We start from the raw sequence: 25,888 nt of genomic DNA, 5'->3' as shown, positions 1-25,888 counted from the left end.
CGTGCGTCCGCCAGGACGCGTCCGGACGTGAAGTCCCAGATGAGGAGCAGTACTGATGAGCGCGGACGGCCGCTGGATCCGGCCCCACTCCACCCGCAAGCCCGTCCTGGGCGGGGCCCGGCGGGGCGGGGTGGGCCTCGGTGAGCGCGACCGCACGGCCGCGGTGCCCGCACAGCCCTACCAGGCCGACCGGCGCCGCCGCCGGCCCGGCCCGCTGCCGGTGCCGCACCCGGCCCGCCCGGCGCTGCGCGCGGACTGGCTGCCGCTGCTGGCCGTGCTGCTGGTGCAGGGCGCGCTCTCGTACCACCTGATCCTCAGCAACACCGCCTTCATCGACGAGGGCACCTACATCTACGCCGGCTACCAGGAGATCGCGCACCTGCGGCACGGCACCCCGGTGTCCACGTACGAGACCTTCTTCTCCGGCTCCCCGCTGATCTACCCGGTGGTGGTGGCCGTCGCGGACTTCGTCGGCGGGCTGAACGGCGCCCGGCTGCTGAGCCTGGCGTTCATGCTCTCCGCCACCGTGGCCGTCCACCTGGCGACCCGGCGGCTGTACGGCTCGCTCGCGGCGTTCGGCGCGGCGGCGGCCTTCGTGGCGCTCGGCCCCACCCAGTTCCTGGGCGGCCTGGCCACCTACGACGCGATGGCGCTGGCGATCCTCGCCTGGGCCGGGTACTTCGCGGTGCGGCTGACCACCGGCGGCGGCTACCCGAGCCTGGTCGCCTCCGGGCTGCTGCTGGCTCTGGCCGGCGCCACCAAGTACGCCGCGCTGCTCTGGGTGCCGGTGGTCGCGGGCATCGCGGTGCTGGCCGGGCCGCGCGGCTCGCTGCGCAGCTGGGAGGCCTGGCGGCGCGGGCTGCTGGTGCTGCTCACCTTCGTGGTGGCGGTCGGCGCGGCGGCGCTGGCGGCCGGCGAGCGCTACGTCAACGGCTTCAACCACACCACGCTCAAGCGCGCCCCCGGCCATGACGCTTACTCGTACGTGGCCTCGGAGGCGGCCCGCTGGGTCGGCCCGCTGCTGGTGGTGGCGCTGGTCGGGGTGGTGGCGCAGCTGGTGCGGGCGCGCCGGCGCGGCGGGGCGGCCTGGCCCGAGTTCTGGCTGGCGCTGCTGCTGCTGGCGGCCGGTCTGCTCGCTCCGGTGAACCAGATCCGCATCCACACCTGGCTGTCGCTGCAGAAGCACGTCGACTTCGGTGCCTGGTTCTCCTGCATGGTGGTGGGCCTGGTGCTGGCCCGGGTGGTGCTGTGGCTGAAGGGGCGGTTGCACCTGGTGGCCGGGGTGGCGGCCGCGGCCCTGGTGGTCGGGCCGCTGGCCTGGGTGGGCGCGGCGCAGGGCCGGGAGATGTACGGCGAGTGGTCGAACTCGGAGGAGTTCGTCGCCGCGCTGGAGCCGTACGTCGTCAAGGGCGAGGACCGGTACCTGGTCGAGAACTACAACGTGCCCGCGTACTACCTGCGCAAGCAGAGCAACTGGCAGCAGTGGCACGACCTGGTGGCGGTCTTCCGCCGCGACCCGGCCACCGGCCAGATGCAGAACGGGGTGCCCGCGATCCAGGCCGGGATCCAGGCGCACGAGTGGAAGGTCGTGGTGCTGGACTTCACCCAGACCGCGGCCATCGACAAGGCGATCCAGCCGACGCTGAAGGCGGCCGGGTACCGGGTGGCGACCGTGGTGAAGAGCGGCGAGCACGGCCGGTACACCGTCTACGTGGCGCCGGGGTACGACAGGAAGCCGTGACGGGCGCCCGGTGGTGACGGGGTCCTCAGAACGCCAGGGTGTAGACCATCAGGTCCATTCCCGGGTAGGGCGCCCAGTCCCGCTCGGGGGTGCGCCGGAAGCCGACCCGCTCGTAGATCCGGTGGGCGGCCTTCATCTCCGGGCGGGTGGAGAACGCCATGCCGTCCAGGCCGAGTTCGCGGCTGCGGGCGAGCGAGGCGCGCACCAGCGCCTCGCCGACGCCCCGGCCGCGGGAGGCCCCGGCGGTGGCGAGCATGCGGATCTCGCCCTCGCGCGGGGTGGCGATGTCCGCCCACTCGGTGCCGCCGACGGCGAAGGTCACGCAGCCGAGGACCCGCCCGGTGACCGGGTCGACCGCGACCAGGAGTTCGGCCTCCCGGGCCCGGCGGGCGGCGTCGCGCAGGTGCTCGACGTAGCTGCTCCCGGGCGAGGTGAAGCCGCCGCCGACGAAGGCCTCGACGGTGATGCGGCCGGCGTCTTCGAGGTCCTCCGGAAGGGCCTGGCGGATGAGGTAGTCCATGCGGCCAGTGTGCCGGAGCCGGGCGCGGCGGGAAGATCCGGGGTCGAACGGGCCGCGAGGGCGGTGGGTGCGGCGGGCGCGGCCGGTGCGGCCGGTGCGGCGGGCACGGTGCCGTGCAGCCGCTCGGGTCGGCCGGGGTCGGCCGGGTAGCCGCCCGGGCGGTGGTAGTTGTCGCGCCCGGCCGCCGGGCCGCGGGAGACCTCGCGGCCGATCAGCACGCCGAGCAGGCCGAAGCCGCCGACGGCTCCGGCCAGGGCGAGTGCTCCGGAAAGGATGTCGCTGTCCATGGCGTCCACTCTGGCCGGGCGGGCCGGCGCCCACGAGCGGCAGGAACGACCGATTGCCTCGAAATCCTGCCACCGGGCGTCTTCCGCCGGAGCGGGCGCCCGGGGCATCCTGGACGGCGTGCTGAAGAACGTGGTCGCGGTGGTGCTGGAGGAGATCCACCCCTTCGAACTGGGCGTGGCCTGCGAGGTGTTCGGCCTCGACCGCACCGCCGAAGGGCTGCCCGGCTACGACTTCGCGATCGCCGGCGCCCGTCCGGGCCCGCACGCCACCCACGCCGGCTTCGCCGTCGACGTCCCGTACGGCCCCGAGCGGCTGGCCGGGGCCGACCTCGCGGTGGTCACCGCGGCGGCGATCCGGCGCGAGTACCCCGAGCCGCTGCTGGCGGCGCTGCGCGGGGTGGTGGCGGCCGGCGGCCGGGTGCTGTCCATCTGCAGCGGCGCCTTCGTCCTGGGCGCCGCCGGGCTGCTGGACGGCCGCCGCTCGGCGACCCACTGGCGGCACAGCGAGCAGCTGGCCGCGCGCTTCCCGCTGACCACGGTCGAGCAGGACGTGCTGTACGTCGACGACGACCCGGTGATCACCTCGGCCGGGACGGCGGCCGGCATCGACGCCTGCCTGCACCTGGTCCGCAAGGTCCAGGGCGCCGAGGTGGCCCGGGAGATCGCCCGGCGGATGGTGGTCGCGCCGCACCGGGAGGGCGGGCAGGCCCAGTTCGTGAACCGGCCGCTGCCCGAGGGCGACTCGCTGGCCCCGCTGCTCGACTGGATGCGCCACCACCTGGACGAGGAGGCCACCGTCGAGCAGCTGGCCGCCCGGGCGCTGATGTCGCCGCGCACCTTCGCCCGCCGCTTCCAGCAGGAGACCGGCACCACCCCGCACCGCTGGCTGACCGGGCAGCGGGTGCTGCTCGCCCAGCGGCTGCTGGAGTCCACCACCGAGTCGGTGGACGCGATCGCCGCCCGCTGCGGCTTCGGCAACGCCGCCGCCCTGCGGCACCACTTCGGCCGGCGGCTGGGCACCACGCCGCTGGCGTACCGGCGCTGCTTCGCCGACCCGGGCCTGAGCTGACCGGTGCCTGAGCGGACCGGTGCCTGAGCTGACCGGTGCCTGAGCTGACCGGCGCCGCACATGTGGCGGACCGTCAGGCCACTTCGGCCGTCAGGTGGTCGACGCCGTTCCAGCCGTCCGGGCGCAGCCGCCCGTCCCGGGTCCGCCAGAGGCTGGTGGAACAGTTGTGCACCGGCCCGAGCGCGGTGAGCTCCGCCTCGTCGAGCCGGTCCAGCGCGTAGCGGAGCATGAGCACCGTGCAGTCGTGCGCGACCAGCAGGACGGGCCGTCCGGCGTCCTCCTCGCAGACGTCCCGCAGCAGGCTGCGCACCCGCAGCGCGACGTCGGCCCAGGACTCGCCGCCGGGCGGGCGGTAGTAGAGCTCGCCCATCTTGCGCCGCCGGGCCGCCTCCTCCGGGTACTTGGCCTCGATGGCGGCCCTGGGCAGCATCTCCAGGATGCCGAGCTCGCGGTCGCGCAGCCGCTCGTCGTAGCGGACGGGCAGCGAGGCGGGGACGGCGCCGAGCCCGGCGGCCCGGGCGATCGCGACTCTGGCGGTCTCGGCGGTGCGCAGGTACGGCGAGCACCAGACGCTGCGCGGGCGGTCGACACCGGGCAGTTCGGCCCACCAGCGGCCGAGCGCCCGGGCCTGCCGGCGGCCGCGCCGCGACAGCGGGATGTCGGCGTCGCGGCAGCTGATCGGGACGCTGAGCGCGCCGGTGGCCTCGGCGAGCTGGAACTCGACGTTGGCGGTGGACTCGCCGTGCCGGGTCGCGATCAGCAGCGAGGGCAGCCTGGTGGCCGCCGCCGAGCCGTTGGCGCCGAGCGGGTTCAGGGTGGACTGGTGCTTGCCGTTGAGGGTGGTGCCGAGTTCTGCCATGGCCGCGAGCTCCCCGTGGTCGATCAGGTTCCGGCCGGTTGCCGGTCCGGTCTGGTGCTGCCCGGCGTGCACGCCTGTTCATACATATGATCGCGCCGCCTCCTCCAGTGTTCACGGAGAAGGCGGCGCGATCACAGGGCGCGTACGGCGCGAATCAGTGCGCCGCTACGGGCTCCGGCGCGTTCTCCGGCTCGTCGTCGCCGGCGTCGGCGCTGTAGTCGGAGGGCTTGGTCTCGTCCGGGAGGTCGGGCGCCTTGACCGCCCGCAGCACCAGGGTGAGCGCCACCGCGATGATCAGGTTCAGCGCGAAGGCGGTCAGGCCGATGTAGCCGATCTCGCCGATGCCGGGGATCTCGGCCGCGTTGCCGCCGAAGTGCTTGGTCGCCTTGCTGGAGATCCCGTACGCCGTCCAGGTTCCGTAGACCATGCCGGCCGCCCAGCCGGCGAACAGCGCCCAGTGGTGGAACCAGCGGGTGAACAGGCCGCCGACGATCGCCACGAAGGTCTGCAGGATCCACAGGCCGCCCAGCAGCTGGAGGTTGATCGCGGCCTGCTTGTCCATGCCGAGCACGAAGACCAGCGCGCCGACCTTCACCAGCAGCGAGACCAGCTTGGCGATCCGGGTCTCGTCGGCGGGGGTGGCGGCGGGCTTGAGCCACTCCTTGTAGACGTTGCGGGTGAAGAGGTTGGCCGCGGCGATGGACATGATGGCGGCCGGCACCAGCGCGCCGATCCCGATCGCGGCGAAGGCTACGCCGGTGAACCAGTCCGGGAACATGCTCGCGAACAGCTGCGGCACCGAGAGCTGGGAGTTGTAGCCCTTGACGCCGTTGCCGATGCCCGCCGCCACCGCCATGAAGCCGAGCAGGGCCAGCAGGCCCAGCATCAGCGAGTACGCGGGCATGATCGCCATGTTGCGGCGCACGGTGTTGCGGGACTTGGAGGCCAGCACACCGGTGACCGAGTGCGGGTACATGAACAGCGCCATCGCCGAGCCGAGGCCGAGCGTGGCGTACGTCCACTGCTTGTTGTCCGGGAGGGTCAGCGATCCGGCCTTGGCCTCCTTGAAGTGCTGGGCGGCCGAGTCGAAGATGTGCCCGTAACCGCCGAGACGGATCGGGATGTAGATCACCGCGACGATGATCACGATGTAGACCAGGGCGTCCTTGACGAAGGCGATCAGCGCAGGGGCGCGCAGGCCGGAGGAGTAGGTGTAGGCGGCCAGCACGCCGAAGGCGATGAACAGCGGCAGGTCCTTGACGAACCAGTTGGCGTTCTCCCCGCCGCCGAGCCCCAGCACGTCCAGCACCGCCTGGATGCCGACGAGCTGCAGGGCGATGTACGGCATGGTGGCCAGGATCCCGGTCAGCGCCACCACCAGGGACAGCGGCCGCGAGCCGTACCGGCCGCGCACGAAGTCGGCCGGGGTCACGTAGCCGTGCACCCGGGAGACCGACCAGAGCCGGGGCAGGAAGAGGAAGACCAGCGGGTAGGCGATGATCGTGTACGGCACCGCGAAGAAGCCCGCCGCGCCGCTCGCGTACACCGCCGCCGGGACGGCGACGAAGGTGTACGCGGTGTAGAGGTCGCCGCCGAGCAGGAACCAGGTCACCCAGGTCCCGAAGCTGCGCCCGCCCAGGCCCCACTCGTCCAGGTGCGCCGCGTCGCCGGCGCGGCGCCAGCGCGAGGCGAGGAAGCCCATCACGGTGACCAGGGCGAAGAACAGCACGAAGACCACGAGGGCCGGCACGTTGACGTCCTTCATCGCGCACCGCCCTTCCGGGCCGCCTTGCGGGCCTTCTCGTCCCGGTTGATCAACAGGTAGGCGGCGACGGTGAAGACCGCCGAGGCCGGCACCCAGAGCAGCTGGTACCAGTAGAAGAACGGCATCCCGCCCACGGCCGGGTCCGTCTTGTCGTACGAGGGCACCCAGAGCATCGCGACGATCGGCACGAGCAGGGCGAGAGCGGCCAGCACGCGCTCGGGCGTCACCGCCGGGACGGGCGTCCCCGGTGGCTCGGGCATGACATTTTCCAGGGCATCGGGATCAGACGGCATTGCGGCTCCGCTCCGGAGGGTTCCCCGTCGGCGCCGCAGCCCCGGCGGCGTGGCGCGCCCCCGTGAGCCCGCCGAGCAGCACCATCGGTGATCGGCAGTCAGTATGGGTGCGCAATCTAGAGCATGGGGTGATCCATGTCACCGGAAATGACGGAACTTCCCGTCATCCGGACGCCACCGGGCGGATTTCGGAGGCGGAGGCGCGAAAAGGCACCGGCGCGCGGGTCGCGTGCGCCGGTGCCCAGGGGTGCGGTGGGGGAGTGCGAACTCTCCGGTTACTCAGGGCGCTTCAGCCGGGTGATGAACTTGTAGCGGTCGCCCCGGTAGATGGAGCGGACCCACTCGACCGGGTCGCCCTCGGCGTCGAAGGAGTGCCGGGACAGCTGGAGCATCGGCAGGCCGAGGTCGGAGCCGAGCAGGCCGGCCTCGCGCGGGTCGGCCAGGGTGGTCTCGATGGTCTCCTCGGCCTCGGCCACGGTGACCCCGTACACCTCGCGCAGCGCCGCGTACAGCGAGTTGTGCTTGGCCAGGTTGCGGCGCAGGGCGGGGAAGCGCTTGGCGGACAGGTGGGCGACCTCGATGGCCATCGGGTCGCCGTTGGCCAGGCGCAGCCGCTCGATCCGCAGCACGCGGCCGCCCGGCTTGATGTCGAGGAGCGGGGCGAGCCGGTCGTCGGCGGTGATGTAGCCGATCTCGATCAGCCGGGAGGTGGGCTCCAGACCCTGGGCCCGCATGTCCTCGGTGTAGGAGGTGAGCTGCAGGGCCTGGGCGACCTTGGGCTTGGCGACGAAGGTGCCCTTGCCCTGGATGCGCTCCAGCCGGCCCTCGACGACCAGCTCCTGCAGGGCCTGACGGACGGTGGTGCGCGAGGTGTCGAACTGGGCGGCCAGCGCGCGCTCGGGCGGGACCGGGGTGCCGGCGGGCTGGGTCTCGGTGAGCTGCAGCAGGTGGCGCTTGAGGCCGTAGTACTTGGGGACGCGCGCGGTCGGGTCGGCGCCGGTCTGCGTCGGGAGGTTCTTCACCTCGGGGTCGTCGGCCTGGGCGGTGGTTCCCCCGTCGCTGCTCATCGGACCTGTTCTCCCGCTTCTCGCGGGGCCTTCACAAGCCCCGCCACATCGTTAACGGGTCACATCGTTGCATGTATGGCTACGGAACGAATACCTCATCACGCGATGAACGATGTGCGGTGTCGGCTTGATAACGGGTGGTCGAGATCGGTCGAGCAGCCGTTGACAGGCCCATTGGTCTAGGCCAAGCTCCAGGCATCTGGTCTACACCACTAGGCCGGTCACTACGAATCCCCCCACCCGTTCGAAGGGGTCCGCGGCGCCATTTCCCCCGCTTTGTGTGGGTCTGCCGCAGCCGCCCGACGGGGGTAACCCAGGCATCCCTCAGGAGGATGGCGTGAAGCGTCAGCTCATCGCGGCGGTCGGCGTCGCAGCAATGGTCGTCGGCCTGGCGGCCTGTGGCTCGGACGGCAAGAGCGACGACAGCAAGAACGGTTCGTCCTCGGCGGCCAAGAACTACGACGGCAAGACCCTCACCGTGTGGCTGATGGACGGCTCCGCCCCCAAGGGCTGGGAGGACAGCGTCAAGGCCGACTTCGCCGCCGCCTACCCGGGTGCCAAGCTCGACGTCCAGACCCAGAAGTGGAACGGCATCGGCCAGAAGGTCACCGCCGCGCTCTCCGAGGGCTCGGTCGACGTCCTGGAGATCGGCAACACCCAGACGGCGGGCTACGCGGCCACCGGCGGTCTGCTCGACATCACCAAGGACAAGAACGACCTGGGCGGCGCCGACTGGGCCGCCAACCTGAACGAGTCCTCGATCCTCGACGGCAAGCAGTACGCCGCCCCGTGGTACTTCACCAACCGCGTGGTGACCTACAACAAGGACATCTGGACCAAGGCCGGCATCACCGCCGCGCCGAAGACCCTGGACGAGTTCTACGCCGACCTGGACAAGGTCAAGACCGTCCAGGGCGTCACCGACCCGCTCTACATGCCCGGCCAGGAGTGGTACGTCTACTTCGGCCTGCTGACCAGCGAGGGCGGCAAGCTCGCCAAGAAGGACGGCGACAAGTGGGTCGGCGGCCTGTCGACCCCCGAGGGCCAGAAGGCCTTCGAGACCTTCAAGAAGCTGCAGAGCTACTCCTCCACCGCCCCGAAGGACAAGGACGAGGCCACCCCGCAGCAGAAGGACGTCTTCGCCAAGGGCGACATCGGCACCATCATCGGTCTCGGCTGGGAGGTCCCGAAGCCCGAGGAGCTGGCCGCCGACAAGATCGGCTACTTCCCGCTCCCCGGCAAGACCGCGGACAAGCCGTCCAGCGTCTTCCTCGGCGGCTCGAACCTGGCGATCGCCCAGCAGACCAAGAACCCCGAGCTCGCCAAGGGCTTCCTGAAGATCGCCCTCAACGACAAGAACGAGGGCCTGTTCGCCGCCTCCGGCTCCATCCCGAACAAGACCGCCCTCAACAGCAAGGTCGCCGGCGACTTCGCCAAGGCCGCCCTGCCGGCCTCCGCCAACGGCGCGGTCACCCCGAACGTCGCGACCTGGACCAACGTCGAGAACGAGCCGAACCCGATCAAGGACTTCCTGACCTCGGCGCTGACCGGCGACTACGCCGCCGCGGCCAAGAAGGCCGACGACGAGATCGCGAAGCGTCTCAACACCAAGCAGTAAGCAGTCGAGCGGCGTCGCTCACCGGCTCCCGGCGGGGGGCCGGTGGGCGGCGCCCGTCCGTCATGGTCGGGTTGTGAGGAAGAGGGAACGATGGCTGTGCATTCGGACCGGGTGCGGACACAGTCCCCGGAGACAGGCAAGGCCGTCGCGGTCGGCACTGACGTGACGGCCGGCGGCGCCGGAAGCACTCCGAAGAGGACCGGCAGAACCGCCGGCGAACCGGGCCTCGGCGCCCGTCTCGCGCCGTACCTGCTGCTGCTGCCGGCCACCGTGGCCACCGTCGGCCTGCTCGGCTGGCCGCTGCTGAAGACGGTCCTGCTGTCGTTCCAGAACCTCAACAAGCGGCAGTTCATCCAGCACCTGACCGAGTGGAACGGCTTCGACAACTACAAGGAGCAGCTGACCGACTCGCAGTTCTGGACGGTCACCGGCCGGACGATCGGCTTCACCGCGGTCAACGTGGTGCTGATCATGGTCGGCGGCACCCTGGTCGGCCTGCTGCTCAACCGCCTCGGCAAGGTGATGCGGCTGCTGCTGTCGGTGGCGCTGGTCCTCGCCTGGGCGATGCCGGTGGTCGCCGCGACCACCGTCTACACCTGGCTCTTCGACCAGAACTTCGGCGTCGTCAACTGGTTCCTGGACCAGCTGGGCTGGCACTCGATGGCCCACTTCAACTGGTACAGCGGCGAGTACTCGACCTTCTTCGTGGTCGTGCTGCTGATCGTGTGGATGTCGATCCCGTTCGTGGCGTTCAACATGTACGCCGCGCTGACCACGATCCCCAGGGAGCTCTACGAGGCGGCCCGGATGGACGGCGCCGGCCCGGTCAAGATCTTCACCGCGGTGGTCTTCCCCAGCCTGAAGCCGTTCTTCCTGGCCACGACCTTCCTGGAGATCATCTGGGTCTTCAAGGCCTTCACCCAGGTCTACCTGATCAACCACGGCGGGCCGGACGGGCTCACCCGCACGCTGCCGGTGCACGCCTTCCTGGAGGGCATCGGCGCCCAGCGCTTCGGGGCGGGCTCCGCGATCGCGGTGCTCACCATCCTGATGCTGGCCGCGCTGATGTCGTACTACTTCCGCATCATCCTGAAGCAGGAGGACGAGCTGTGAGGCGCTCGCTCATCGGACGTACCTGGCCGAACGTGATCGCGGTCGTCCTCTTCGTCTTCTTCATCTTCCCCGTCTACTGGATGATCTCCACGTCCTTCAAGCAGGACAAGGACATCATCAGCAGGACCCCGGTCTTCCTCCCGCTGGACGCGACCCTCGACCACTTCGACCGGGCCGTCCACGCCGACAACTTCTGGACGTACGTCGCCAACAGCCTCACGGTGACCGTCGGCGCGGTGGTCATCTCGCTGGTGATCGCGACCCTGGCGTCCTTCGCCGTCGCCCGGATGAAGTTCCGCGGCCGCAAGTCCTTCGTACTGGTCATCATGGTGGCCCAGATGGCGCCGTGGGAGGTCATGACCATCGGCGTCTACATGCTCTCCCGCGACAACGACCTGCTGAACAGCCTGCTCCCGCTCACCGCCTTCTACATGATGATGGTGCTGCCCTTCACCATCTGGACGCTGCGCGGATTCATCGCCGCGGTGCCCAAGGAGCTGGAGGAGTCGGCCATGGTGGACGGCTGCACGCGCAGCCAGGCCTTCCTGAAGGTGATCTTCCCGCTGCTGGCCCCCGGCCTGATGTCGACCTCGCTGTTCGGCTTCGTGACCGCGTGGAACGAGTTCCCGCTCGTCCTGTGGCTGAACAAGAAGCCCGACAGCCAGACCCTGCCGCTGTGGCTGTCCTCGTTCCAGACCAACTTCGGCACCGACTGGGGCGCGACCATGGCCGCGTCGACCCTCTTCGCGGTGCCGATCCTGATCCTGTTCCTCTTCCTGCAGCGCAAGGCGGTCGGCGGTCTGACCGACGGCGCCGTGAAGGGCTGAGCCATCGTGAGCATCCTCGTTCCCACCGTTCCGGACAGCGACCAGCTGCACCGCGATGCCCTGACCGTCCTGCAGCCCGGCTTCGTCGGCACCGAGCCGCCGCCGTGGGTGCTGCGCCACCTCGCCGCCGGGCTCGGCTCCGTCGCGCTGTTCGACCGCAACGTGGTCGACCTCGACCAGCTCTCCGCGCTCACCCGGGCTCTGCGCGCCGAGAACCCCGACCTCCTGATCGCCATCGACGAGGAGAGCGGCGACGTCACCCGGCTGGAGGCGGGCTCCGGCTCCTCCTGGCCCGGGAACCTCGCCCTCGGCGCGATCGACGATCCGGCGCTGACCCGGGACGTCGCCCGCGAGCTGGGCCGGGCGCTGGCCGCGGCCGGCGTCAACTACAACTGGGCGCCCACCGCGGACGTCAACTCCAACCCGCGCAACCCGGTCATCGGCGTCCGCTCCTTCGGCGCCGACCCCGAGCTGTGCGCCCGGCACACCGCCGCCTGGGTCGAGGGCCTGCAGTCGGCCGGCGTGGCCGCCTGCTCCAAGCACTTCCCCGGCCACGGCGACACCGCGGTGGACTCGCACCACGGCCTGCCGGTCATCGACGTCGACCTGGACGTGCTGCGGGCCCGCGACCTGATCCCGTTCCAGGCGGCGATCGCGGCCGGCACCAAGGCCGTGATGACCGCCCACATCATGATCCCGGCGCTGGACCCGAAGCTGCCGGCCACCCTGAGCCCGACCGTGCTGCGCGACCTGCTGCGCGCCGCCCCCGCCGACGGCGGCCTCGGCTACCAGGGCCTGATCGTCAGCGACGCGATCGAGATGGGCGCCATCGCCGACACCTTCGGGATGGGCGAGGGCACCGTGCTGGCCCTGGCGGCCGGTGCGGACGCGATCTGCGTCGGCGGCGGGCTGGCCGACGAGGAGACGGTGCTGATGCTGCGCGACGCCATCGTCGCGGGCGTGCGGGCCGGCCGGCTGGACGAGGAGCGGCTGGCGGACGCTGCCGCCCGGGTGCGGACGCTGGGCAGCTGGGGCCGGATCTCGGCCCAGGGCGAGCGCCCGGAGCCGGACCTGGCGGTCGGCCTGCGGGCCGCGCGCCGGGCGCTGCGGGTGGTTCGGGCGCCGGGCCGGGTGGCGCCCCCGGTGAGCGAGCGCCCGTACGTGGCCTCCTTCTCGGACGAGCCGAACATCGCCGTCGGCGACGTCACCCCGTGGGGCGTGGCGGGCATGCTGGCGGACCGCTTCCCCGGCACCCGCACCCGCGAGGTGTCGGCGGCCGAGGCGACCCCCGAGCTGCTGGACGCCCTGGTCGGCGAGCTGGTGGCGGAGGCCGAGGGCCGTCGCCTGGTGCTGGTGGTGCGGGACGCGCACCGGTACGCGTGGATGTCCGCCGTGCTGAGCCGCCTGGTGGCGGCCCGGCCGGACGCCGCGGTGGTGGAGATGGGGCTGCCCCAGTCCGAGCCGGTCGGCGCGCTCCACATCGCCACCCACGGCGCCGCCCGGGTCTGCGGGCTGGCGGCCGTGGAGGTGCTGACCGGGCAGTACGGGGCGATCGCCTGAGAACCGGGCTCCGGGCCCGTCGTGCGCCACGCGCATGACGGGCCCGTTTGCTTTTCCCCGCCATTTCCCGGAATTTGCCCGGCGGATTTCCGGAATGACCGTGCTCCATCAAACCAACCCGGAATCCGCCCGAATTCCCACCCAGGGTGATGGCCCGGCGACGGATCGCCATGCGGTGACAACGGCTCTGCAACGGCCGTGCTGACAAGGGGTGTTGGCCGTTGACATCACATTTGGTCTAGGCCAAAGTCCACTCCATCCCTGCAGCACCACCCTTGGCTCTAGCACCCCGGAGAATGGCGTGATGAAGCGTCAGCTCATGTCCGCGTTCGGTATCACCGCCCTGGCGGTCGGCCTCACCGCCTGCTCCTCGACCGGCTCGCCCTCGGCCGACGACAAGAGCGCCGCCGCTGATCCGAAGGCGGCCCGCGGCACCGTCACCGTCTGGCTCATGGACGACGCCCAGAAGAACTGGCCCGACCTGGTCCAGCGGGTCAACGACGAGTTCGCGGCGAAGTACCCGAACGTCACCCTCAAGCTCTCCTACCAGGGTTGGGCCGACAAGGTCGGCAGGCTGGACAAGGCGATCGCCGACGGCACCGCCCCCGACGTGGTCGAACTGGGCAACACCGAGACCATGAAGTACGTGCTCTCCGGCGCGCTCGCCCCGGTGGACCGCACCACCTTCGACAACTCCGACAGCTGGATCAAGGCGCTCGCCAACACCTGTACGTACCAGGACAAGCTCTGGTGCGTGCCCTACTACGCCGGCGCCCGGGTCGCGATCTACAACTCCTCGGCCTTCCAACAGGCCACCGGCAGCGCCGAGTTCCCCAAGACCGAGAACGACCTGCTGGCCGCCCTGGACAAGATCGCGGACCGGAACAAGGCGGACCGGACCTACTCGCCGCTCTACCTGCCCGGTCCGTACTGGTACGCCGCGATGAGCTACGTGGCCGCGTACGGCGGCAGCATCGCCAAGTTCGACAGCGCCGGCAACTGGCACGGCACCCTGCACGACCCCAAGTCCCAGGAGGGCATCGGCCACTTCGCCGACCTGGTGCGCAAGTACAACAAGGGCGACCTGGCGGTGAACGAGCAGAACCAGTTCGAGTCGATGGCCCGCGGGCACGCCGCGTCCTTCTACGGCAACGGCTACGAGGCGGCCAGCGTGACCGCGCCGGTCACCGGTGACGCGAGCCTCAAGGACGCCGTCAAGGTGGCCACCATGCCCGGCCCGGACGGCAAGCCGCTGCCGACCTTCATCGGCGGCTCCGACCTCGCCGTCACCGCCAAGTCCCCGTCGGTGGCGCTCGCGACCGACTGGGTCCGGATGTTCACCGGCACCAAGTCCGAGCAGGCGCTGGCCGACAAGGACATCCTGCCGAACAACCTCACCCAGCTGAACCCGCTGAAGAGCAAGCCGACCACCGCCGCGGCGGCCAACGCCGTCCCGGACGCCTGGTTCACCCCGCTGGCCCCCGGCTGGGGCGCGGTCGAGAAGCAGAAGATCATCCCGGACATGCTGACCGCGATCCTCAAGGGCAAGTCGGTGGACCAGGCCACCAAGGAGGCCGACGCCGCGATCGACCAGCTGATCAACAAGGCCTCCTGACCCGCCAGTCGGCGCCCGTCACCGCCCGCCGCCACCTCCGGGAGGCCGCGGCGGGCGGTGACGGGCGCAGGTGCCCGGAGGCGGGCGTCACCGTAGGATTGCCGGACGAAGAACCGCAGCGAGTGTGCGGACTCGCCGCCGTGGAGATCCCCCGCCGGGCAGCCGCCCGGGCGGGGTCGACCCATCTCATCGGAGGCAGACCCGTATGTCCGACCCGCAGACCGCTTCCGTCCCCGGCCGGATCATGGCGGCGGAGATGGCCGAGCAGCCGGCCGTCCTCCAGCGCATCCTCGACGAGGGTGCCCCGAAGATCCGTGACATCGCGGCCGAGATCGCCGCCCGCAACCCGCGCTTCGTCCTGCTCACCGCGCGAGGCACGTCCGACAACGCCGCGCTGTACGCCAAGTACCTGGTCGAGATCCTGCTCGGCAAGCCGGCCGGCCTGACCTCGATGTCCACCACCACCGCGTACGGGGCCAAGCCGGACCTCACCGACGTCCTGGTGATCACCGTCAGCCAGTCCGGCGGCTCGCCGGACCTGGTGGCCTCCACCAAGGCCGCCCGCGAGGCCGGCGCCATCACCCTCGCGGTCACCAACAACGCCGACTCGCCGCTGGCCGAGGTCTCCGAGTTCCACATCGACGTGCTGGCCGGCCCGGAGAAGGCGCTGCCCGCCACCAAGACCTACACCGCCGAGCTGCTGGCGCTCTACCTGCTGGTCGAGGGCCTGCGCGGTGGGGACGGCTCGGCCGCCAAGGGGCTGCCGGGCCTGGCCGCCGGCGTACTGGCCCGGCAGGCCGAGGTGAAGGCGCTGGCCGAGCGCTACCGCTTCGCCCAGCGCCTGGTCATCACCTCGCGCGGCTACGGCTACCCGACCGCCCGGGAGGCCGCGCTGAAGCTGATGGAGACCACCTACATCCCGGCCAGCCCGTTCTCCGGCGCGGACCTGCTGCACGGCCCGCTGGCGATGGTGGACAACGTCTCGCCGGTGATCGCGATCGTCCCGGACGGCAAGGGCGGCGAGGCCCTGCAGCCCGTGCTGGACCGACTGCGCGGGCGCGGCGCGGACCTGGTGGTGGTCGGCCAGCAGGCGCAGGTGGACGCCGCCTCGGCGGGCTTCGCGCTCCCGGAGGGCGTACCCGAGGAGGTGCAGCCGATCCTGGAGATCCTGCCGCTGCAGCTGCTGGCGTACGAGGTCACCATCGCCCGCGGCCAGGACCCGGACGCCCCGCGCGCCCTGGCCAAGGTGACCGAGACACGTTAGTCGCCCGCTCGCCTCCGGGGCGCTCGGGGCGGGAGTCGCCCGTGGCAGCCGACCGGGATTCGGACCGGCCCCGTCCACAGCCTGTGGACGGGGCCGGTCCGCTGGGCGGCGGAACATGGTTCGGGGGCCACCGGACCGGGGCCGGAAAGCACTACGGGCCACGGCGCCGACACGGGACCCTCAACCCATGCGGCACCGCAGCCCGGAGCTGTCGTCGGGCGCCGGAGTCGATCGAGGACTGTGCGGGGTCCTCGCTCGTCGGCGTCCGACCGAGGAAAGGCCGCGCGCGGTCAGGGCAGTTGCGCGGGGGCCTCTCCTTGGTGCTCTTTCATTGTGGACTAGACCAATCTGGGTTGTCCAGGCCGCTCGGCACATTGGTCTAAACAACTCCTCCGCGTCGCGAGCCCTGCACGCCCGGTCCGCCCACCGGTCCGCCGCGCCCCGCCCGGACCGGCGGCGCTACTCTCGCCATGTGCCCTCGCTGAACGAACTCGTCCGCCGCCACACCACCCTCACCGGGGCCGACGTGGAATGGCTCCACATGCTGGTCTCGGAGTGGCAGCTGCTCTCCGACCTCTCCTTCGCCGACCTGGTGCTGTGGATCCCCACCTGGGACGGCATCCGCTACGTCTCGGTGGCGCAGATGCGGCCCAACACCGGGCCCACCTCCTACCAGGACGACATGGTCGGCCACCTCGTCCCGCGCGGCCGCCGGCCGCTGCTGGACGCCGCCTTCGACGAGGGCCGGATCGTGCGCGAGGGCGACCCGGAGTGGCGCGAGGAGGTCCCGGTCCGGGTCGAGTCGATCCCGGTCCGCCGCGAGGGCAAGGTGCTCGGGGTGATCGCCCGCAACACCAACCTGCTGACCGTCCGCACGCCCAGCCGGCTGGAGCTCACCTACCTGCAGAGCGCCTCCGACCTGGCCCAGATGATCGCCGCCGGCAGCTTCCCCTTCCCCGGGCACGAGCAGATCGACATGGACGCCGCCCCCCGGGTCGGGGACGGCCTGATCCGGGTGGACGCGGACGGCATCGTCACCTACGCCAGCCCCAACGCCCTCTCCGCCTACCACCGCCTCGGCTTCACCTCCGACCTGGTCGGCAGCCACCTCGGCCGCGCCACCGCCGACCTCGCCCCGCCCTCCCGGGCCGCCGTCCACGAGGCGCTGGTGAAGCTGGCCAGCGGCTGGGCGCCGCGGCAGACCGAGGTGGAGGCGCAGGGGGGAGTGGTGACCCTGCGGGCGATCCCGCTCAAGCCCAAGGGCACCCTGACCGGTTCGCTGGTGCTCTGCCGCGACGTCACCGAGCTGCGCCGCCGCGACCGCGAGCTGATGACCAAGGACGCGACCATCCGGGAGATCCACCACCGGGTGAAGAACAACCTGCAGACCGTCGCGGCCCTGCTGCGGCTGCAGTCCCGCCGGATGGAGTCGGAGTCCGGGCGGGCCGCGCTGGACGAGGCGGTGCGCCGGGTCGGCTCGATCGCCATCGTGCACGAGACGCTCTCCCAGGCGCTGGACGAGCAGGTGGCCTTCGACGAGATCGCCGACCGGGTGCTGGCGATGGTGATGGAGCTGTCCCAGGACGGCCGGGTGGCGACCCGCCGCAGCGGCAGCTTCGGCATCCTGTCCGCCGAGGTGGCCACCCCGCTGTCGATGGTGCTGACCGAGCTGCTGCAGAACGCGCTGGAGCACGCCTTCGGCCCGACCGCCTCCGGGAACCTTGAGGTCAGCGCGCTGCGCGGCCGGGCCCCGGCGACCGGCATGGGCTGGTCGGACAGCTGGAACGGCGGCGCCAAGCCGGAGGAGTACCTGCTGATCACGGTGCAGGACGACGGCCGCGGCATGCCGGAGGGGTTCGACCCGCAGACGGCGGGGAACCTCGGACTCCAGATCGTCCGGACGCTGGCCACCGGTGAGCTGGGCGGCACCTTCGACATGGTGGCCGGCCCGAACGGCGGCACGAAGGTCGTTCTGGAGATCCCGGTCCGCTGAGTCCGGGGGCCGCCGAGTCCGGCCGGCCGAGCCCGATGAGATTCCGCTGAGAATTCGTTGCGTTCCGGCGCGCCGTGGGGGCGCGCACCCGGCCGACGCGCCGGGTCCGCACTGCGCGCGCTCGCGCGCCCAGGGGTGCGGGGAGGGTGCAGAAACAGAAACGAGGCCCTGTCGACCGGGGGGGGTGGGTCGACAGGGCCTCTCAACCCGTTCCGGCCGTCGGGGGGAGTCGGCCGGAACGGGGGCTCTGGGTGGTGCGACACCTCGCCGGTGCGTTGCACACGGTGAGCGCCACAGCTCCACGATATTGCTCTAAGTGAACAGTATCAAGTGGCTGGACGGGTCCGGCGTCGCGGGACCTGCCTGGGCAAGGTCCTTTGTGCGGAAGGCTTCACCAGGAGATGCAGGGAAGCCTTTGATCATGTGTCGATCGGTACTGCGATCACTGCTGGTTCACTACTGGTGCTACGCCGTGTGATCAGCGTGCTCAGGCGGTGCGGGCGCGGTTGCGGGCGGCACGGCGCTTCATCGCGCGACGCTCGTCCTCGCTCATGCCGCCCCAGACGCCGGCGTCCTGGCCGGTCTCCAGAGCCCACTGGAGGCACTGCTCCATGACCGGACAACGGCGGCACACGGCCTTGGCTTCCTCGATCTGCAGCAGAGCAGGACCGGTGTTCCCGATCGGGAAGAACAGCTCCGGGTCCTCTTCGCGGCAGACAGCGCGGTGGCGCCAGTCCATGGTCGTCCAACTCCTCCTGCCGACGGGGGTGGCCCGGCGGCATAATCGATGGCTTGTGAATGTGAACGCTTTCACGAATCCCGCAACAGCAAAAGAGACCAAAGGCCTACCGGGCCCGGGTGGTCTGTGCTAGGGGGGATTCGGCGATTCGAGGGACACCCCGCGGTCGGTGCTCCTGTGGTTCCGGAGTCGCCGTCGCTGCGATGTGTCCCGATCGCCATGTAGAGGTTCGCAAACCTCGGGCTCGGATACAACCCCCTTCGGGGAGGAATTTTTGATTCTTCGGTGTCGCCTAGCTCACAGCCAGTACTTCTATGGAGTGAAGGGGGCTTGTGCGTTCGAGAAGAAGGGCGAACCCCACTTCCGGTCACACAATCACACGCAGTGCCCGCCGTACGCCTGTGAAACTGACGCGACTCCTGTCTCCAAGGTGGTCCCCGTCCACCTGGAACGGGGTGGGTTCCTCTGAAACCAAGGTGAAGTGTCTGACGTCGTGATAGGAGACGACGTGCTTCCCGGAGGGCCCGGCGGGCGGGGCGCCATCGCCCGAAGGCGTGTGCGACCGCAGGATCTGACGGATCGTTCGAGCCGTACCGAACGCCGTCATCCGGGTGATGCCGAAGACATCGAGGTCCGTGTCGAAGGAGGCGAGCGGTGAGGGGTAGACCGGACGGTTGCCGAGGAACGTCCACGGCGAGGTGTTGCTGACTATCGACAGGACCAGCCCCGGAACGGCCCCGTGGCCCGGCAGCTCAAGGGAGACCGGGCCGGAGCGGCGCTGCTCACGCTGGGTGAGGTAGTGCCGGACCGCCTGCTGGACGTAGAGGGCGTGGGTGGACTTGCGTCCGGCCCGGCGCTGCGCCTCGACCCGGCCCACCACCCCGGCGTCGAAGCCCAGGCCGGCGGTGAAGGTGAACCAGCGGTCCGGTAGCCCGTCGGTCATCGCCTTGCCCAGCCCGATCGGGCGCTCCCGGCCGTGGTCCAGTGCGTCCAGCAGGGCGCCGGTGGCCTCCACCGGGTCGTTGGGCAGGCCCAGCGCGCGGGCGAACACATTGGTCGAACCGCCCGGCACCACGGCCAGTCGCGGGACCTTCTCGCCCGGGCCGTGCGCCAGCAGCCCGTTCACCACCTCGTTGACGGTGCCGTCGCCGCCCAGTGCCACCACCAGGTCGACCGTGCCGTCCTCCGCCGCCTGGCGGGCCAGGTCGCGCGCGTGGCCCCGGTACTGCGTCTCGGCGACGTCCAGCTTGAGGTCGCTGCGCAGGGCGTGGATCAGGACGTCCCTGGTCCGGCCACTGGTGGTGGTGGCCTTGTGGTTCACGACCAGGAGAGCGCGCATGGGGAAAGCCTACGGGGCGGTACGGACCAACCGGCGGCTACCCTGCTGGAGTGACCGCAGAAACCTCCGCACCCGTACCCGCGGCCGGCTCCGGCCGTCCGGCGTCCCTGACCCTGGGCGCCGCCATCACCGCCCTGGAGGGCGCCGCGCTGGCCGTCGTCGGCGTCTGGGACATGGTGGCCGCGCTGTCCGGCCAGTCCAAGCAGCTGGCCCTGAACGAGTTCGGCGGCCTGGTCATCGTGCTGCTCGGCGTGCTGCCGGTGCTGGCCGCCCGTGCCCTGCTGAAGGAGCGGCGCTGGGGCCGCAGCCCGGCGGTGCTGACCAACTCGATCTGCCTGCCGGTCGCGTACTACATGGTCGAGAACGGCGGCCCGATGATCGCCGTCGGCGTGCTGGTCGGCGTGCTCGGGCTGGTGGGCATCGGCGCCCTGCTGAACCCGAGGTCGACGGCGGCCCTGTACGCCCCCGCCGGGGACTGAGCACACCGAACGGACCGAGCACACGGAACGGCCGCCCAGCGGGAAGCTGAGCGGCCGTCAGTGCTCACTCCTCGCTCACTCCTCCACCAGGAGCTTCTCCCGCAGCTGGGCCAAGGTCCGGGCGAGCAGCCGGGACACGTGCATCTGGGAGATCCCCACCTCGGCGGCGATCTGCGACTGGGTCATGTTGCGGAAGAACCGCAGCACCAGGATCTTCTGCTCCCGGGGCGGCAGTTGGGCCAGCAGCGGCTTGAGCGACTCGCGGTACTCGACGCCCTCCAGCGCCTCGTCGGTGGCGCCCAGGGTGTCCGCGACGGCCGGCGACTCGTCGTCGCTGTCCGGCACGTCCAGGGACAGCGTGGAGTACGCGTTGGCGGACTCCAGGCCCTCCAGGACGTCCTCCTCGGAGATCCCCAGGTGCTCGGCCAGCTCGTGCACCGTGGGGGAGCGGCCGTGCCGCTGGGAGAGCTCGCTGGTCGCCGTGGTGAGTGACAGCCGCAGCTCCTGCAGCCGGCGCGGCACGCGCACCGCCCAGCCCTTGTCGCGGAAGTGCCGCTTGATCTCCCCGACGATGGTCGGCGTCGCGTAGGTGGAGAACTCGACCCCGCGCTCGTGGTCGAAGCGGTCCACCGACTTGATCAGGCCGATGGTGGCGACCTGGGTCAGGTCGTCCAGCGGCTCGCCCCGGTTGCGGAAGCGCCGGGCCAGGTGCTCGACCAGCGGGATGTGCATCCGCACCAGCTGGTTGCGCAGCTCGACCCGCTCCGGGGAGCCCTCGGGCAGCGCGGACAGCCGGACGAACAGCGCGCGGGCGGCCTCCCGGTCCGGGGCGCCGGTGCGGTGCGAGACCTGGGCGGGCACGGCGCCGTGCGGTTCCGTGTCGCCGGGCCCGGCCGCCTCGTTCGCCGGCTCCGGCGGGGGCGCGGAGTCGGGCGTCGGCTCGGACGTCGGCTCGGTCGGGTGGCTCATCCGGTGGGCGTCCTTCGGGTGCGCTTCGTCGTTGGCGGCGAGGCCGGGAACGCTCGCCTGGGTCGGTACGGCAGGTCCCGCCGTCGCGAGGCCGGTACGGTCCAGATCACTCACGGCCATTCCCCCGTTCCGTTCCGGGAGCACCGGGGCCGGTGGCCCCGGAATCGTCTCGTTGGTCGTACCGCGCGGGGCGGTACCGGGAGCCGTCCGCCGGGCCCCGGACGGGGAGCGGCGGACGGCCCTTGCGCGGGTGCTGCTCGGTGCTGCGCGGTCCGTGCGGTGGGGTGCGGCGCCCTAGTGGGCGGCGGACCCACCGCGCTTCTTGTGCAGGCTGATCGACACGGTCTTGTCGTCGCCGACCGAGGAGTCGACCTCCCCCGCCAGCGCGGAGAGCACCGTCCAGGCGAAGGTGTCCCGTTCGGGAGCCTTGCCGTCGGTGGTCGGGGCGGCGACGGTGACCTTCAAGGAGTCGCCCACCAGCCGGAATTCGCAGGACAGTACGGAGCCCGGAACCGCCTGCTGGAGCAGGATGGCGCAGGCCTCGTCGACCGCGATCCGCAGGTCCTCGATCTCGTCGAGGGTGAAGTCCAACCGGGCCGCCAACCCGGCCGTCGCTGTTCGCAGGACGGAGAGGTAGGCCCCCGCTGCAGGGAGCCGGACCTCCACGAAATCCTGAACACCGAGATCGCCGTCGATCTGGGACACCCTTGCCTCCTGGGTGGCGCGCTGTGCTTGCTTGGTACCCCGCTGGTTACCGCTCTTGCTGCCCCCGGTTCGGGGTTACTCATGGTAAGGCATTGCGACGCAGGGTGGCAGACCCTTTTGCGGACTCCGTCGGTCCGTTCCGGCCCGCCGGTCGGATTGCCACCGGCGGTCGGGTCGCCCACGTGGTCGCGTCGCCACCGGCGGTCGGTTCAGCTGCCGGCGGCGGTGAGCGCGTCGCCGGTGAGACGGTAGACGGTCCACTCGTCCATCGGCACCGCACCGAGGGACTTGTAGAAGTCGATCGAGGGCTGGTTCCAGTCCAGGACCGACCACTCCACCCGGGAGTAGCCGCGCTCGACGGCGATCCGGGCGAGCTCCAGCAGCAGGGCCTTGCCGTGGCCGCCGCCGCGCGCCTCCGGGCGGACGTACAGGTCCTCCAGGTAGACCCCGTGGGAGCCGCGCCAGGTCGAGAAGTTGAGGAACCAGACCGCGAAGCCGACCGGCTCGCCGGTGGCGTCGTCCTCGGCGATCAGGCCGAACACCGCCGGGGCGGCGCCGAACAGCGCCTCGTGCAGCTGCTCCTCCGTGGCCACCGCCTCGTGCGGGGCCCGCTCGTACTCCGCGAGCTCGCGGATCATGGCGTGGATGACGGGGACGTCGGTGGCGACGGCGGTGCGGATCATGCCTGCGAGCCTACTGCTCGGGCCCGGGCTCGTCCCAGGCCTGGACGGAAGTCTGGTCGACGATCCGCCCGTCCCGCAGGTCGGCCATCGAGGCCGTCAGCACCCGGACGCCGTCCGGGTAGCGACAGGACTCCAGGAAGGCCACGTGCTCGCCCTGGACGACCACCTGTTCCAGCTTGTGGGTCATCTCGCGGCCGTAGACGTCGTCGAGCATGGCGCCGATCTCCTCCAGCCCGTGCATCACCAGGGGGTGGCTGGGCTGGGTCTTGCGGTCGACCACGCGCAGTTCCGCGTCCTCCGCGTAGAGCGCCAGCAGGACCTCGGCGTCGCAGCGCTCGATGCCCTCGCGCAGCGCGCGGGTGTCGAAGGCGACGGGGGCCGCCATGGTGGTCATGATTCGCTCCTCCGGTCGGGTTCCGTCGGCTCGTACCTTGAGCGTACGCCCGGCGCCGCCGACCGGAGGAGGGGCCTGTCCGGGGCCTGTCCGAGCCCGATCCGGGCCGGTCAGCGGGCCGGGACGGTGCGCAGGTAGTCGGCCAGGGCGCCGATCGCGGCGGGGTTGCGCGGGCTCTCCACCAGGTCGACGTAGTCCAGGACGAAGATCCGGTCGTTCCTGATCGCGGAGACGTTCGCCAGCGGCGGGAAGGACCTGAGGAACTTCCGCTTCTCCTCGGCGCCCGGGGTCGCGTAGTCGTTGATCACGATCACCTCGGGGTCGCTCTGCACCACGCTCTCCCAGCCGGCCGTCACCCAGGTGTCGGCCAGCTCGCCCATGATGTTGGTCCCGCCGGCCTTGGCGATGATCTGGTTCGCAGCGGCGAACTTCCCGGCGGTGTACGGCTTGTCCTGCCCGCTGTCGTACAGGAAGACGGACGGGCGGTGCTCGGGCTGCGGGACGGCGGCGATCCGGGCCCTGGAGTCGGCGATCAGCCGGTCGGCGCGGTCCCGGACGTCGAAGATCTCGCCGAGGTTGGCGAGGTCGGTGTAGAGCGCCTCCAGCGGGTCCATCACACCGCGCTCGGTGCCCTTGCCGCTGCGGCAGGACTCGCTCAGCACGTACGAGTCGATGCCGAGCGCCCGGAACGCCTGCGGGGTGACGCCGCTGCCCTCGTCGAAGCCGTAGTGCCAGCCGGCGAAGACCAGGTCGGCCTTGGCGTCCAGCGCGATCTCCTTGGTGAGCCGCTGCTTGGAGAGCCAGGCCGTCTGCTGGTAGCCGTCCTTCCAGGGCACCCGGTCGATCTTGCCCTTGTCGTCGGGCATGACGTACCCGGCCATCCGGTCGGCGAGGCCGAGGGAGAGCATCAGCTCGGTGATGTTGACGTCGTTGGTGACCACCCGGGCGGGCTTCTGCGGGAAGGTCAGCTGCTCGCCGCAGTTCCGCACGGTCACCGGGTAGTGGGCGGAGCCGGCGGCGGCCTCCTTCGGGGCGATCTCGGCGCCGCAGGCGGTCAGTCCGAGGGTGAGCAGGGCGGCGGTGGCAACGGCCTTGGTGCGCACGTGGGTTCCTTCCGGGGTCAGGTGAGGCGGTCGAACAGCAGCTGGAGGGCGCCGGTCCCCGGGTGCCGGACCGGGGTGGCGCGGACGCCGAACACCTCGGCCAGCAGGGCGGGTTGCAGCACCTCCGCGGGCGGGCCCGAGGCGACGATCCGGCCGGCCCGCAGCACGTACAGCAGGTCGCAGTGGCCGGCCGCCAGGTTGAGGTCGTGCAGCGCGGTGAGCACCGTCGGGCCGGCCTCGCGGGCCAGCGCCAGCACCTCCAACTGGTGGGCGATGTCGAGGTGGTTGGTGGGTTCGTCGAGCACCAGCAGGCGCGGCTCCTGGACGAGGGCACGGGCGAACAGCACCCGCTGCTTCTCGCCCCCGGACAGGCTCAGGAAGCCCCGGTCGGCGAGGTGGCCGGCCCGGACCTTGCGCAGGGCCTCGGCGCAGCGCTCCCGGTCCCGGTCGGTGGGGGCGCCGAACCCGCGCCGGTGCGGCAGCCGGCCCATGGCGACCACCTCGGCCACCGTGAAGTCGAACTCGGCGGAGTGCTCCTGGGTCAGTGCGGCCACCCGCCGGGCCGTCTCGCGGGCGGTGAGGGCGTGCAGGTCGTCGCCGTCCAGCCGGACGGTGCCGCCGGCCGGCCGCAGCACCCGGTAGACGCAGCGCAGCAGGGTCGACTTGCCGCTGCCGTTCGGCCCGATCAGCCCGACCACCCGGCCGGCGGCGGCCCGCAGGCTCACCTCGTGGACCAGCCGGGCGCCGGCCAGCTGCACCGAGACGGCGTCGACGGCGAGCCCCTGGGCCGGCGCCGGGCGGGTCAGGTCGTCCGCGGGGATCGGCCCGGTCATCGTCCGGCTCCGAAGGCCTGGCCGCGGCGGCGCATCATCAGCAGGAAGACGGGCACGCCGAGCACGGCGGTGAACACCCCGACGGGCAATTCGGCGGGTGCCAGCAGGGTGCGGGAGGCGATGTCAACCCAGACCAGCAGCAGCGCCCCGGCGAGCGGCGCGACCAGCAGCACCCGGCGGTGCCCGGCGCCGACCAGCATCCGGGCCAGGTGCGGCACCAGCAGCCCGACGAAGCCGATCGCCCCGCTGACCGCGACCACCGTGCCGGTGACGGCGGCGGTCACCACGAACAGCTCGCGGCGCAGCCGGTCCGGGTCCACGCCGAGCGAGGCGGAGGTCTCGTCGCCCATCGCGAGGGCGTCCAACCGCCCGGCGGCACACGCCAGATGGGCGAGGCCGGCCAGTACGGTGAGGGCGGCGATCGGCACCGAGCCCCAGGTGGCGCCGCCGAGGCTGCCGAGCAGCCACATCATGGCGTCCCGGGCGGCCTCGCCGCGGTCGGCGGCGAAGACCATCAGGGTGGTGGCGGCGGAGAAGCCGTAGGACAGGGCGGTGCCGGTGAGCACCAGGCGCAGCGGGGTGAGCCCGAACGCGGTGCGGGCGGCGAGGTAGACCAGGGCCATGGCGGCCAGCGCCGAGCCGAAGGCGGAGACGGAGACCGCCCACACGCCGAGCGAGGCGAAGGCGCCGAACAGCAGGACGGCGTTGGCGCCGACGGCCCCGCCGGAGGAGATGCCGAGCACGAACGGGTCGGCGAGCGCGTTGCGCACCAGCGCCTGGACGGCGACGCCGCAGGCGGCCAGCCCGGCGCCGACCACGGCGGCCAGCACGGTGCGCGGCAGCCGGATCTCCCAGACGATGGCGTACGCGGCCGCCTCCTCGGCCTCCAGCCGACCGCCCGTCAGCCCGGCGCCGAGCAGCCGCAGGACGCGGGGGAGCCCGATCCCGGAGGAGCCGAAGGCGACCCCGCAGACCAGCGAGAGCAGCAGGGCGGCGGCGAGGCCGACGGCCAGCGGGAGCGTGGGTGTTCGGCGAACAAGCGGGTCGTTCACT

General features: G+C 71.6%; 24 protein-coding genes. 10 read left to right on the top strand and 14 right to left on the bottom strand.

Annotated elements, in window-relative coordinates:
- Positions 1 to 55: 55 nt before the first annotated feature.
- Positions 56 to 1,741 carry an ArnT family glycosyltransferase gene (locus CRP52_RS11455; RefSeq protein WP_097236298.1) on the top strand — a complete coding sequence of 562 codons (1,686 nt, stop codon included), beginning with the start codon at positions 56 to 58 and terminating at the stop codon, positions 1,739 to 1,741.
- A gap of 25 nt (positions 1,742 to 1,766) precedes the next feature.
- Here CRP52_RS11455 and CRP52_RS11450 read toward each other — a convergent pair whose 3' ends face one another.
- Positions 1,767 to 2,261: a GNAT family N-acetyltransferase gene (locus CRP52_RS11450; protein WP_097236297.1), complete on the bottom strand. Its 495-nt coding sequence runs from the start codon at positions 2,259 to 2,261 to the stop codon at positions 1,767 to 1,769.
- Positions 2,262 to 2,666: 405 nt separating this feature from the next.
- On the opposite strand from CRP52_RS11450, the gene CRP52_RS11445 reads away from it, so the two are divergent.
- Complete coding sequence (locus CRP52_RS11445; RefSeq protein ID WP_097240013.1) at positions 2,667 to 3,617, top strand: helix-turn-helix domain-containing protein; 951 nt, start codon at positions 2,667 to 2,669, stop codon at positions 3,615 to 3,617.
- Between the two features lie 73 nt (positions 3,618 to 3,690).
- Here CRP52_RS11445 and CRP52_RS11440 read toward each other — a convergent pair whose 3' ends face one another.
- From CRP52_RS11440 to CRP52_RS11425, 4 genes are all read right to left on the bottom strand, one after another.
- Positions 3,691 to 4,476 (bottom strand): histidine phosphatase family protein, encoded by a 786-nt coding sequence (locus CRP52_RS11440; RefSeq protein WP_097240012.1) that lies wholly within the window; start codon positions 4,474 to 4,476, stop codon positions 3,691 to 3,693.
- Between the two features lie 154 nt (positions 4,477 to 4,630).
- Complete coding sequence (mctP, locus tag CRP52_RS11435) at positions 4,631 to 6,241, bottom strand: monocarboxylate uptake permease MctP (RefSeq protein ID WP_097236296.1); 1,611 nt, start codon at positions 6,239 to 6,241, stop codon at positions 4,631 to 4,633.
- On the bottom strand, positions 6,238 to 6,501 hold the full coding sequence (locus CRP52_RS11430; protein ID WP_097236295.1) for a DUF3311 domain-containing protein: 264 nt from the start codon (positions 6,499 to 6,501) through the stop codon (positions 6,238 to 6,240). Before CRP52_RS11430 ends, mctP begins: the two co-directional genes overlap by 4 nt.
- 308 nt (positions 6,502 to 6,809) lie before the next feature.
- Positions 6,810 to 7,601 carry a GntR family transcriptional regulator gene (locus CRP52_RS11425; RefSeq protein WP_030057964.1) on the bottom strand — a complete coding sequence of 264 codons (792 nt, stop codon included), beginning with the start codon at positions 7,599 to 7,601 and terminating at the stop codon, positions 6,810 to 6,812.
- A gap of 337 nt (positions 7,602 to 7,938) precedes the next feature.
- On the opposite strand from CRP52_RS11425, the gene CRP52_RS11420 reads away from it, so the two are divergent.
- From CRP52_RS11420 to CRP52_RS11390, 7 genes are all read left to right on the top strand, one after another.
- A complete protein-coding gene (locus tag CRP52_RS11420) occupies positions 7,939 to 9,219 on the top strand; it encodes an extracellular solute-binding protein (protein WP_097236294.1) in 1,281 nt (426 codons plus the stop codon).
- A gap of 90 nt (positions 9,220 to 9,309) precedes the next feature.
- Positions 9,310 to 10,332: a carbohydrate ABC transporter permease gene (locus CRP52_RS11415; RefSeq protein WP_097236293.1), complete on the top strand. Its 1,023-nt coding sequence runs from the start codon at positions 9,310 to 9,312 to the stop codon at positions 10,330 to 10,332.
- Entirely contained in the window at positions 10,329 to 11,159 is an 831-nt protein-coding gene (locus tag CRP52_RS11410; protein ID WP_097236292.1) for a carbohydrate ABC transporter permease, read from the top strand. The genes CRP52_RS11415 and CRP52_RS11410 overlap by 4 nt, the downstream gene beginning before the upstream one ends.
- Positions 11,160 to 11,165: 6 nt before the next feature.
- Positions 11,166 to 12,719 (top strand): glycoside hydrolase family 3 protein, encoded by a 1,554-nt coding sequence (locus CRP52_RS11405; protein WP_097236291.1) that lies wholly within the window; start codon positions 11,166 to 11,168, stop codon positions 12,717 to 12,719.
- A 304-nt stretch (positions 12,720 to 13,023) separates the two neighbouring features.
- Positions 13,024 to 14,334 (top strand): extracellular solute-binding protein, encoded by a 1,311-nt coding sequence (locus CRP52_RS11400; protein ID WP_097236290.1) that lies wholly within the window; start codon positions 13,024 to 13,026, stop codon positions 14,332 to 14,334.
- A gap of 205 nt (positions 14,335 to 14,539) precedes the next feature.
- Positions 14,540 to 15,598, top strand: coding sequence for an SIS domain-containing protein (locus CRP52_RS11395; protein ID WP_097236289.1), 1,059 nt, complete (start codon positions 14,540 to 14,542; stop codon positions 15,596 to 15,598).
- A 472-nt stretch (positions 15,599 to 16,070) separates the two neighbouring features.
- Positions 16,071 to 17,591 carry a sensor histidine kinase gene (locus CRP52_RS11390; protein ID WP_257032422.1) on the top strand — a complete coding sequence of 507 codons (1,521 nt, stop codon included), beginning with the start codon at positions 16,071 to 16,073 and terminating at the stop codon, positions 17,589 to 17,591.
- A 487-nt stretch (positions 17,592 to 18,078) separates the two neighbouring features.
- On the opposite strand, the gene CRP52_RS11385 is transcribed toward CRP52_RS11390, so the two are convergent.
- Together CRP52_RS11385 and CRP52_RS11380 are read right to left on the bottom strand one after the other, a co-directional pair.
- A complete protein-coding gene (locus CRP52_RS11385; RefSeq protein ID WP_014138019.1) occupies positions 18,079 to 18,330 on the bottom strand; it encodes a WhiB family transcriptional regulator in 252 nt (83 codons plus the stop codon).
- Positions 18,331 to 18,697: 367 nt separating this feature from the next.
- Entirely contained in the window at positions 18,698 to 19,669 is a 972-nt protein-coding gene (locus CRP52_RS11380) for a diacylglycerol/lipid kinase family protein (RefSeq protein ID WP_097236288.1), read from the bottom strand.
- A 50-nt stretch (positions 19,670 to 19,719) separates the two neighbouring features.
- Here CRP52_RS11380 and CRP52_RS11375 point away from each other — a divergent pair, with 50 nt between their 5' ends.
- On the top strand, positions 19,720 to 20,148 hold the full coding sequence (locus CRP52_RS11375; RefSeq protein ID WP_097236287.1) for a hypothetical protein: 429 nt from the start codon (positions 19,720 to 19,722) through the stop codon (positions 20,146 to 20,148).
- Positions 20,149 to 20,223: 75 nt separating this feature from the next.
- On the opposite strand, the gene CRP52_RS11370 is transcribed toward CRP52_RS11375, so the two are convergent.
- From CRP52_RS11370 to CRP52_RS11340, 7 genes are all read right to left on the bottom strand, one after another.
- On the bottom strand, positions 20,224 to 21,231 hold the full coding sequence (locus CRP52_RS11370) for an RNA polymerase sigma factor SigF (protein ID WP_257032421.1): 1,008 nt from the start codon (positions 21,229 to 21,231) through the stop codon (positions 20,224 to 20,226).
- A gap of 180 nt (positions 21,232 to 21,411) precedes the next feature.
- Positions 21,412 to 21,822, bottom strand: a complete 411-nt coding sequence (locus CRP52_RS11365) for an anti-sigma regulatory factor (RefSeq protein WP_097236285.1) — start codon at positions 21,820 to 21,822, stop codon at positions 21,412 to 21,414.
- Between the two features lie 209 nt (positions 21,823 to 22,031).
- On the bottom strand, positions 22,032 to 22,505 hold the full coding sequence (locus tag CRP52_RS11360; RefSeq protein ID WP_097236284.1) for a GNAT family N-acetyltransferase: 474 nt from the start codon (positions 22,503 to 22,505) through the stop codon (positions 22,032 to 22,034).
- A 10-nt stretch (positions 22,506 to 22,515) separates the two neighbouring features.
- A complete protein-coding gene (locus tag CRP52_RS11355; protein ID WP_097236283.1) occupies positions 22,516 to 22,899 on the bottom strand; it encodes a nuclear transport factor 2 family protein in 384 nt (127 codons plus the stop codon).
- A gap of 110 nt (positions 22,900 to 23,009) precedes the next feature.
- Positions 23,010 to 24,002, bottom strand: a complete 993-nt coding sequence (locus CRP52_RS11350; protein WP_097236282.1) for an ABC transporter substrate-binding protein — start codon at positions 24,000 to 24,002, stop codon at positions 23,010 to 23,012.
- A 17-nt stretch (positions 24,003 to 24,019) separates the two neighbouring features.
- Positions 24,020 to 24,835 (bottom strand): ABC transporter ATP-binding protein, encoded by an 816-nt coding sequence (locus CRP52_RS11345; RefSeq protein ID WP_097236281.1) that lies wholly within the window; start codon positions 24,833 to 24,835, stop codon positions 24,020 to 24,022.
- Positions 24,832 to 25,887, bottom strand: a complete 1,056-nt coding sequence (locus tag CRP52_RS11340; RefSeq protein WP_257032420.1) for a FecCD family ABC transporter permease — start codon at positions 25,885 to 25,887, stop codon at positions 24,832 to 24,834. Before CRP52_RS11340 ends, CRP52_RS11345 begins: the two co-directional genes overlap by 4 nt.
- Position 25,888 lies beyond the last annotated feature (1 nt).

This window comes from Streptomyces sp. 1331.2 (assembly GCF_900199205.1).
Classification (GTDB): Bacteria; Actinomycetota; Actinomycetes; order Streptomycetales; family Streptomycetaceae; genus Kitasatospora.
Note: the sequence above shows the minus strand (reverse complement) of the source record. Positions and strands in the feature narration are given on the sequence as shown.

Bases quoted from the DNA above. Each gene is read 5' to 3' on its own strand.
- CRP52_RS11450 (WP_097236297.1), bottom strand. From the start codon at position 2,261: ATGGACTACCTCATCCGCCAGGCCCTTCCGGAGGACCTCGAAGACGCC.
- mctP (WP_097236296.1), bottom strand. From the start codon at position 6,241: ATGAAGGACGTCAACGTGCCGGCCCTCGTGGTCTTCGTGCTGTTCTTC.
- CRP52_RS11430 (WP_097236295.1), bottom strand. From the start codon at position 6,501: ATGCCCGAGCCACCGGGGACGCCCGTCCCGGCGGTGACGCCCGAGCGC.
- CRP52_RS11400 (WP_097236290.1), top strand. From the start codon at position 13,024: ATGAAGCGTCAGCTCATGTCCGCGTTCGGTATCACCGCCCTGGCGGTC.
- CRP52_RS11355 (WP_097236283.1), bottom strand. From the start codon at position 22,899: ATGACCACCATGGCGGCCCCCGTCGCCTTCGACACCCGCGCGCTGCGC.
- CRP52_RS11440 (WP_097240012.1), bottom strand. From the start codon at position 4,476: ATGGCAGAACTCGGCACCACCCTCAACGGCAAGCACCAGTCCACCCTG.
- CRP52_RS11360 (WP_097236284.1), bottom strand. From the start codon at position 22,505: ATGATCCGCACCGCCGTCGCCACCGACGTCCCCGTCATCCACGCCATG.
- CRP52_RS11415 (WP_097236293.1), top strand. From the start codon at position 9,310: ATGGCTGTGCATTCGGACCGGGTGCGGACACAGTCCCCGGAGACAGGC.
- CRP52_RS11395 (WP_097236289.1), top strand. From the start codon at position 14,540: ATGTCCGACCCGCAGACCGCTTCCGTCCCCGGCCGGATCATGGCGGCG.
- CRP52_RS11425 (WP_030057964.1), bottom strand. From the start codon at position 7,601: ATGAGCAGCGACGGGGGAACCACCGCCCAGGCCGACGACCCCGAGGTG.
- CRP52_RS11455 (WP_097236298.1), top strand. From the start codon at position 56: ATGAGCGCGGACGGCCGCTGGATCCGGCCCCACTCCACCCGCAAGCCC.
- CRP52_RS11380 (WP_097236288.1), bottom strand. From the start codon at position 19,669: ATGCGCGCTCTCCTGGTCGTGAACCACAAGGCCACCACCACCAGTGGC.
- CRP52_RS11345 (WP_097236281.1), bottom strand. From the start codon at position 24,835: ATGACCGGGCCGATCCCCGCGGACGACCTGACCCGCCCGGCGCCGGCC.
- CRP52_RS11385 (WP_014138019.1), bottom strand. From the start codon at position 18,330: ATGGACTGGCGCCACCGCGCTGTCTGCCGCGAAGAGGACCCGGAGCTG.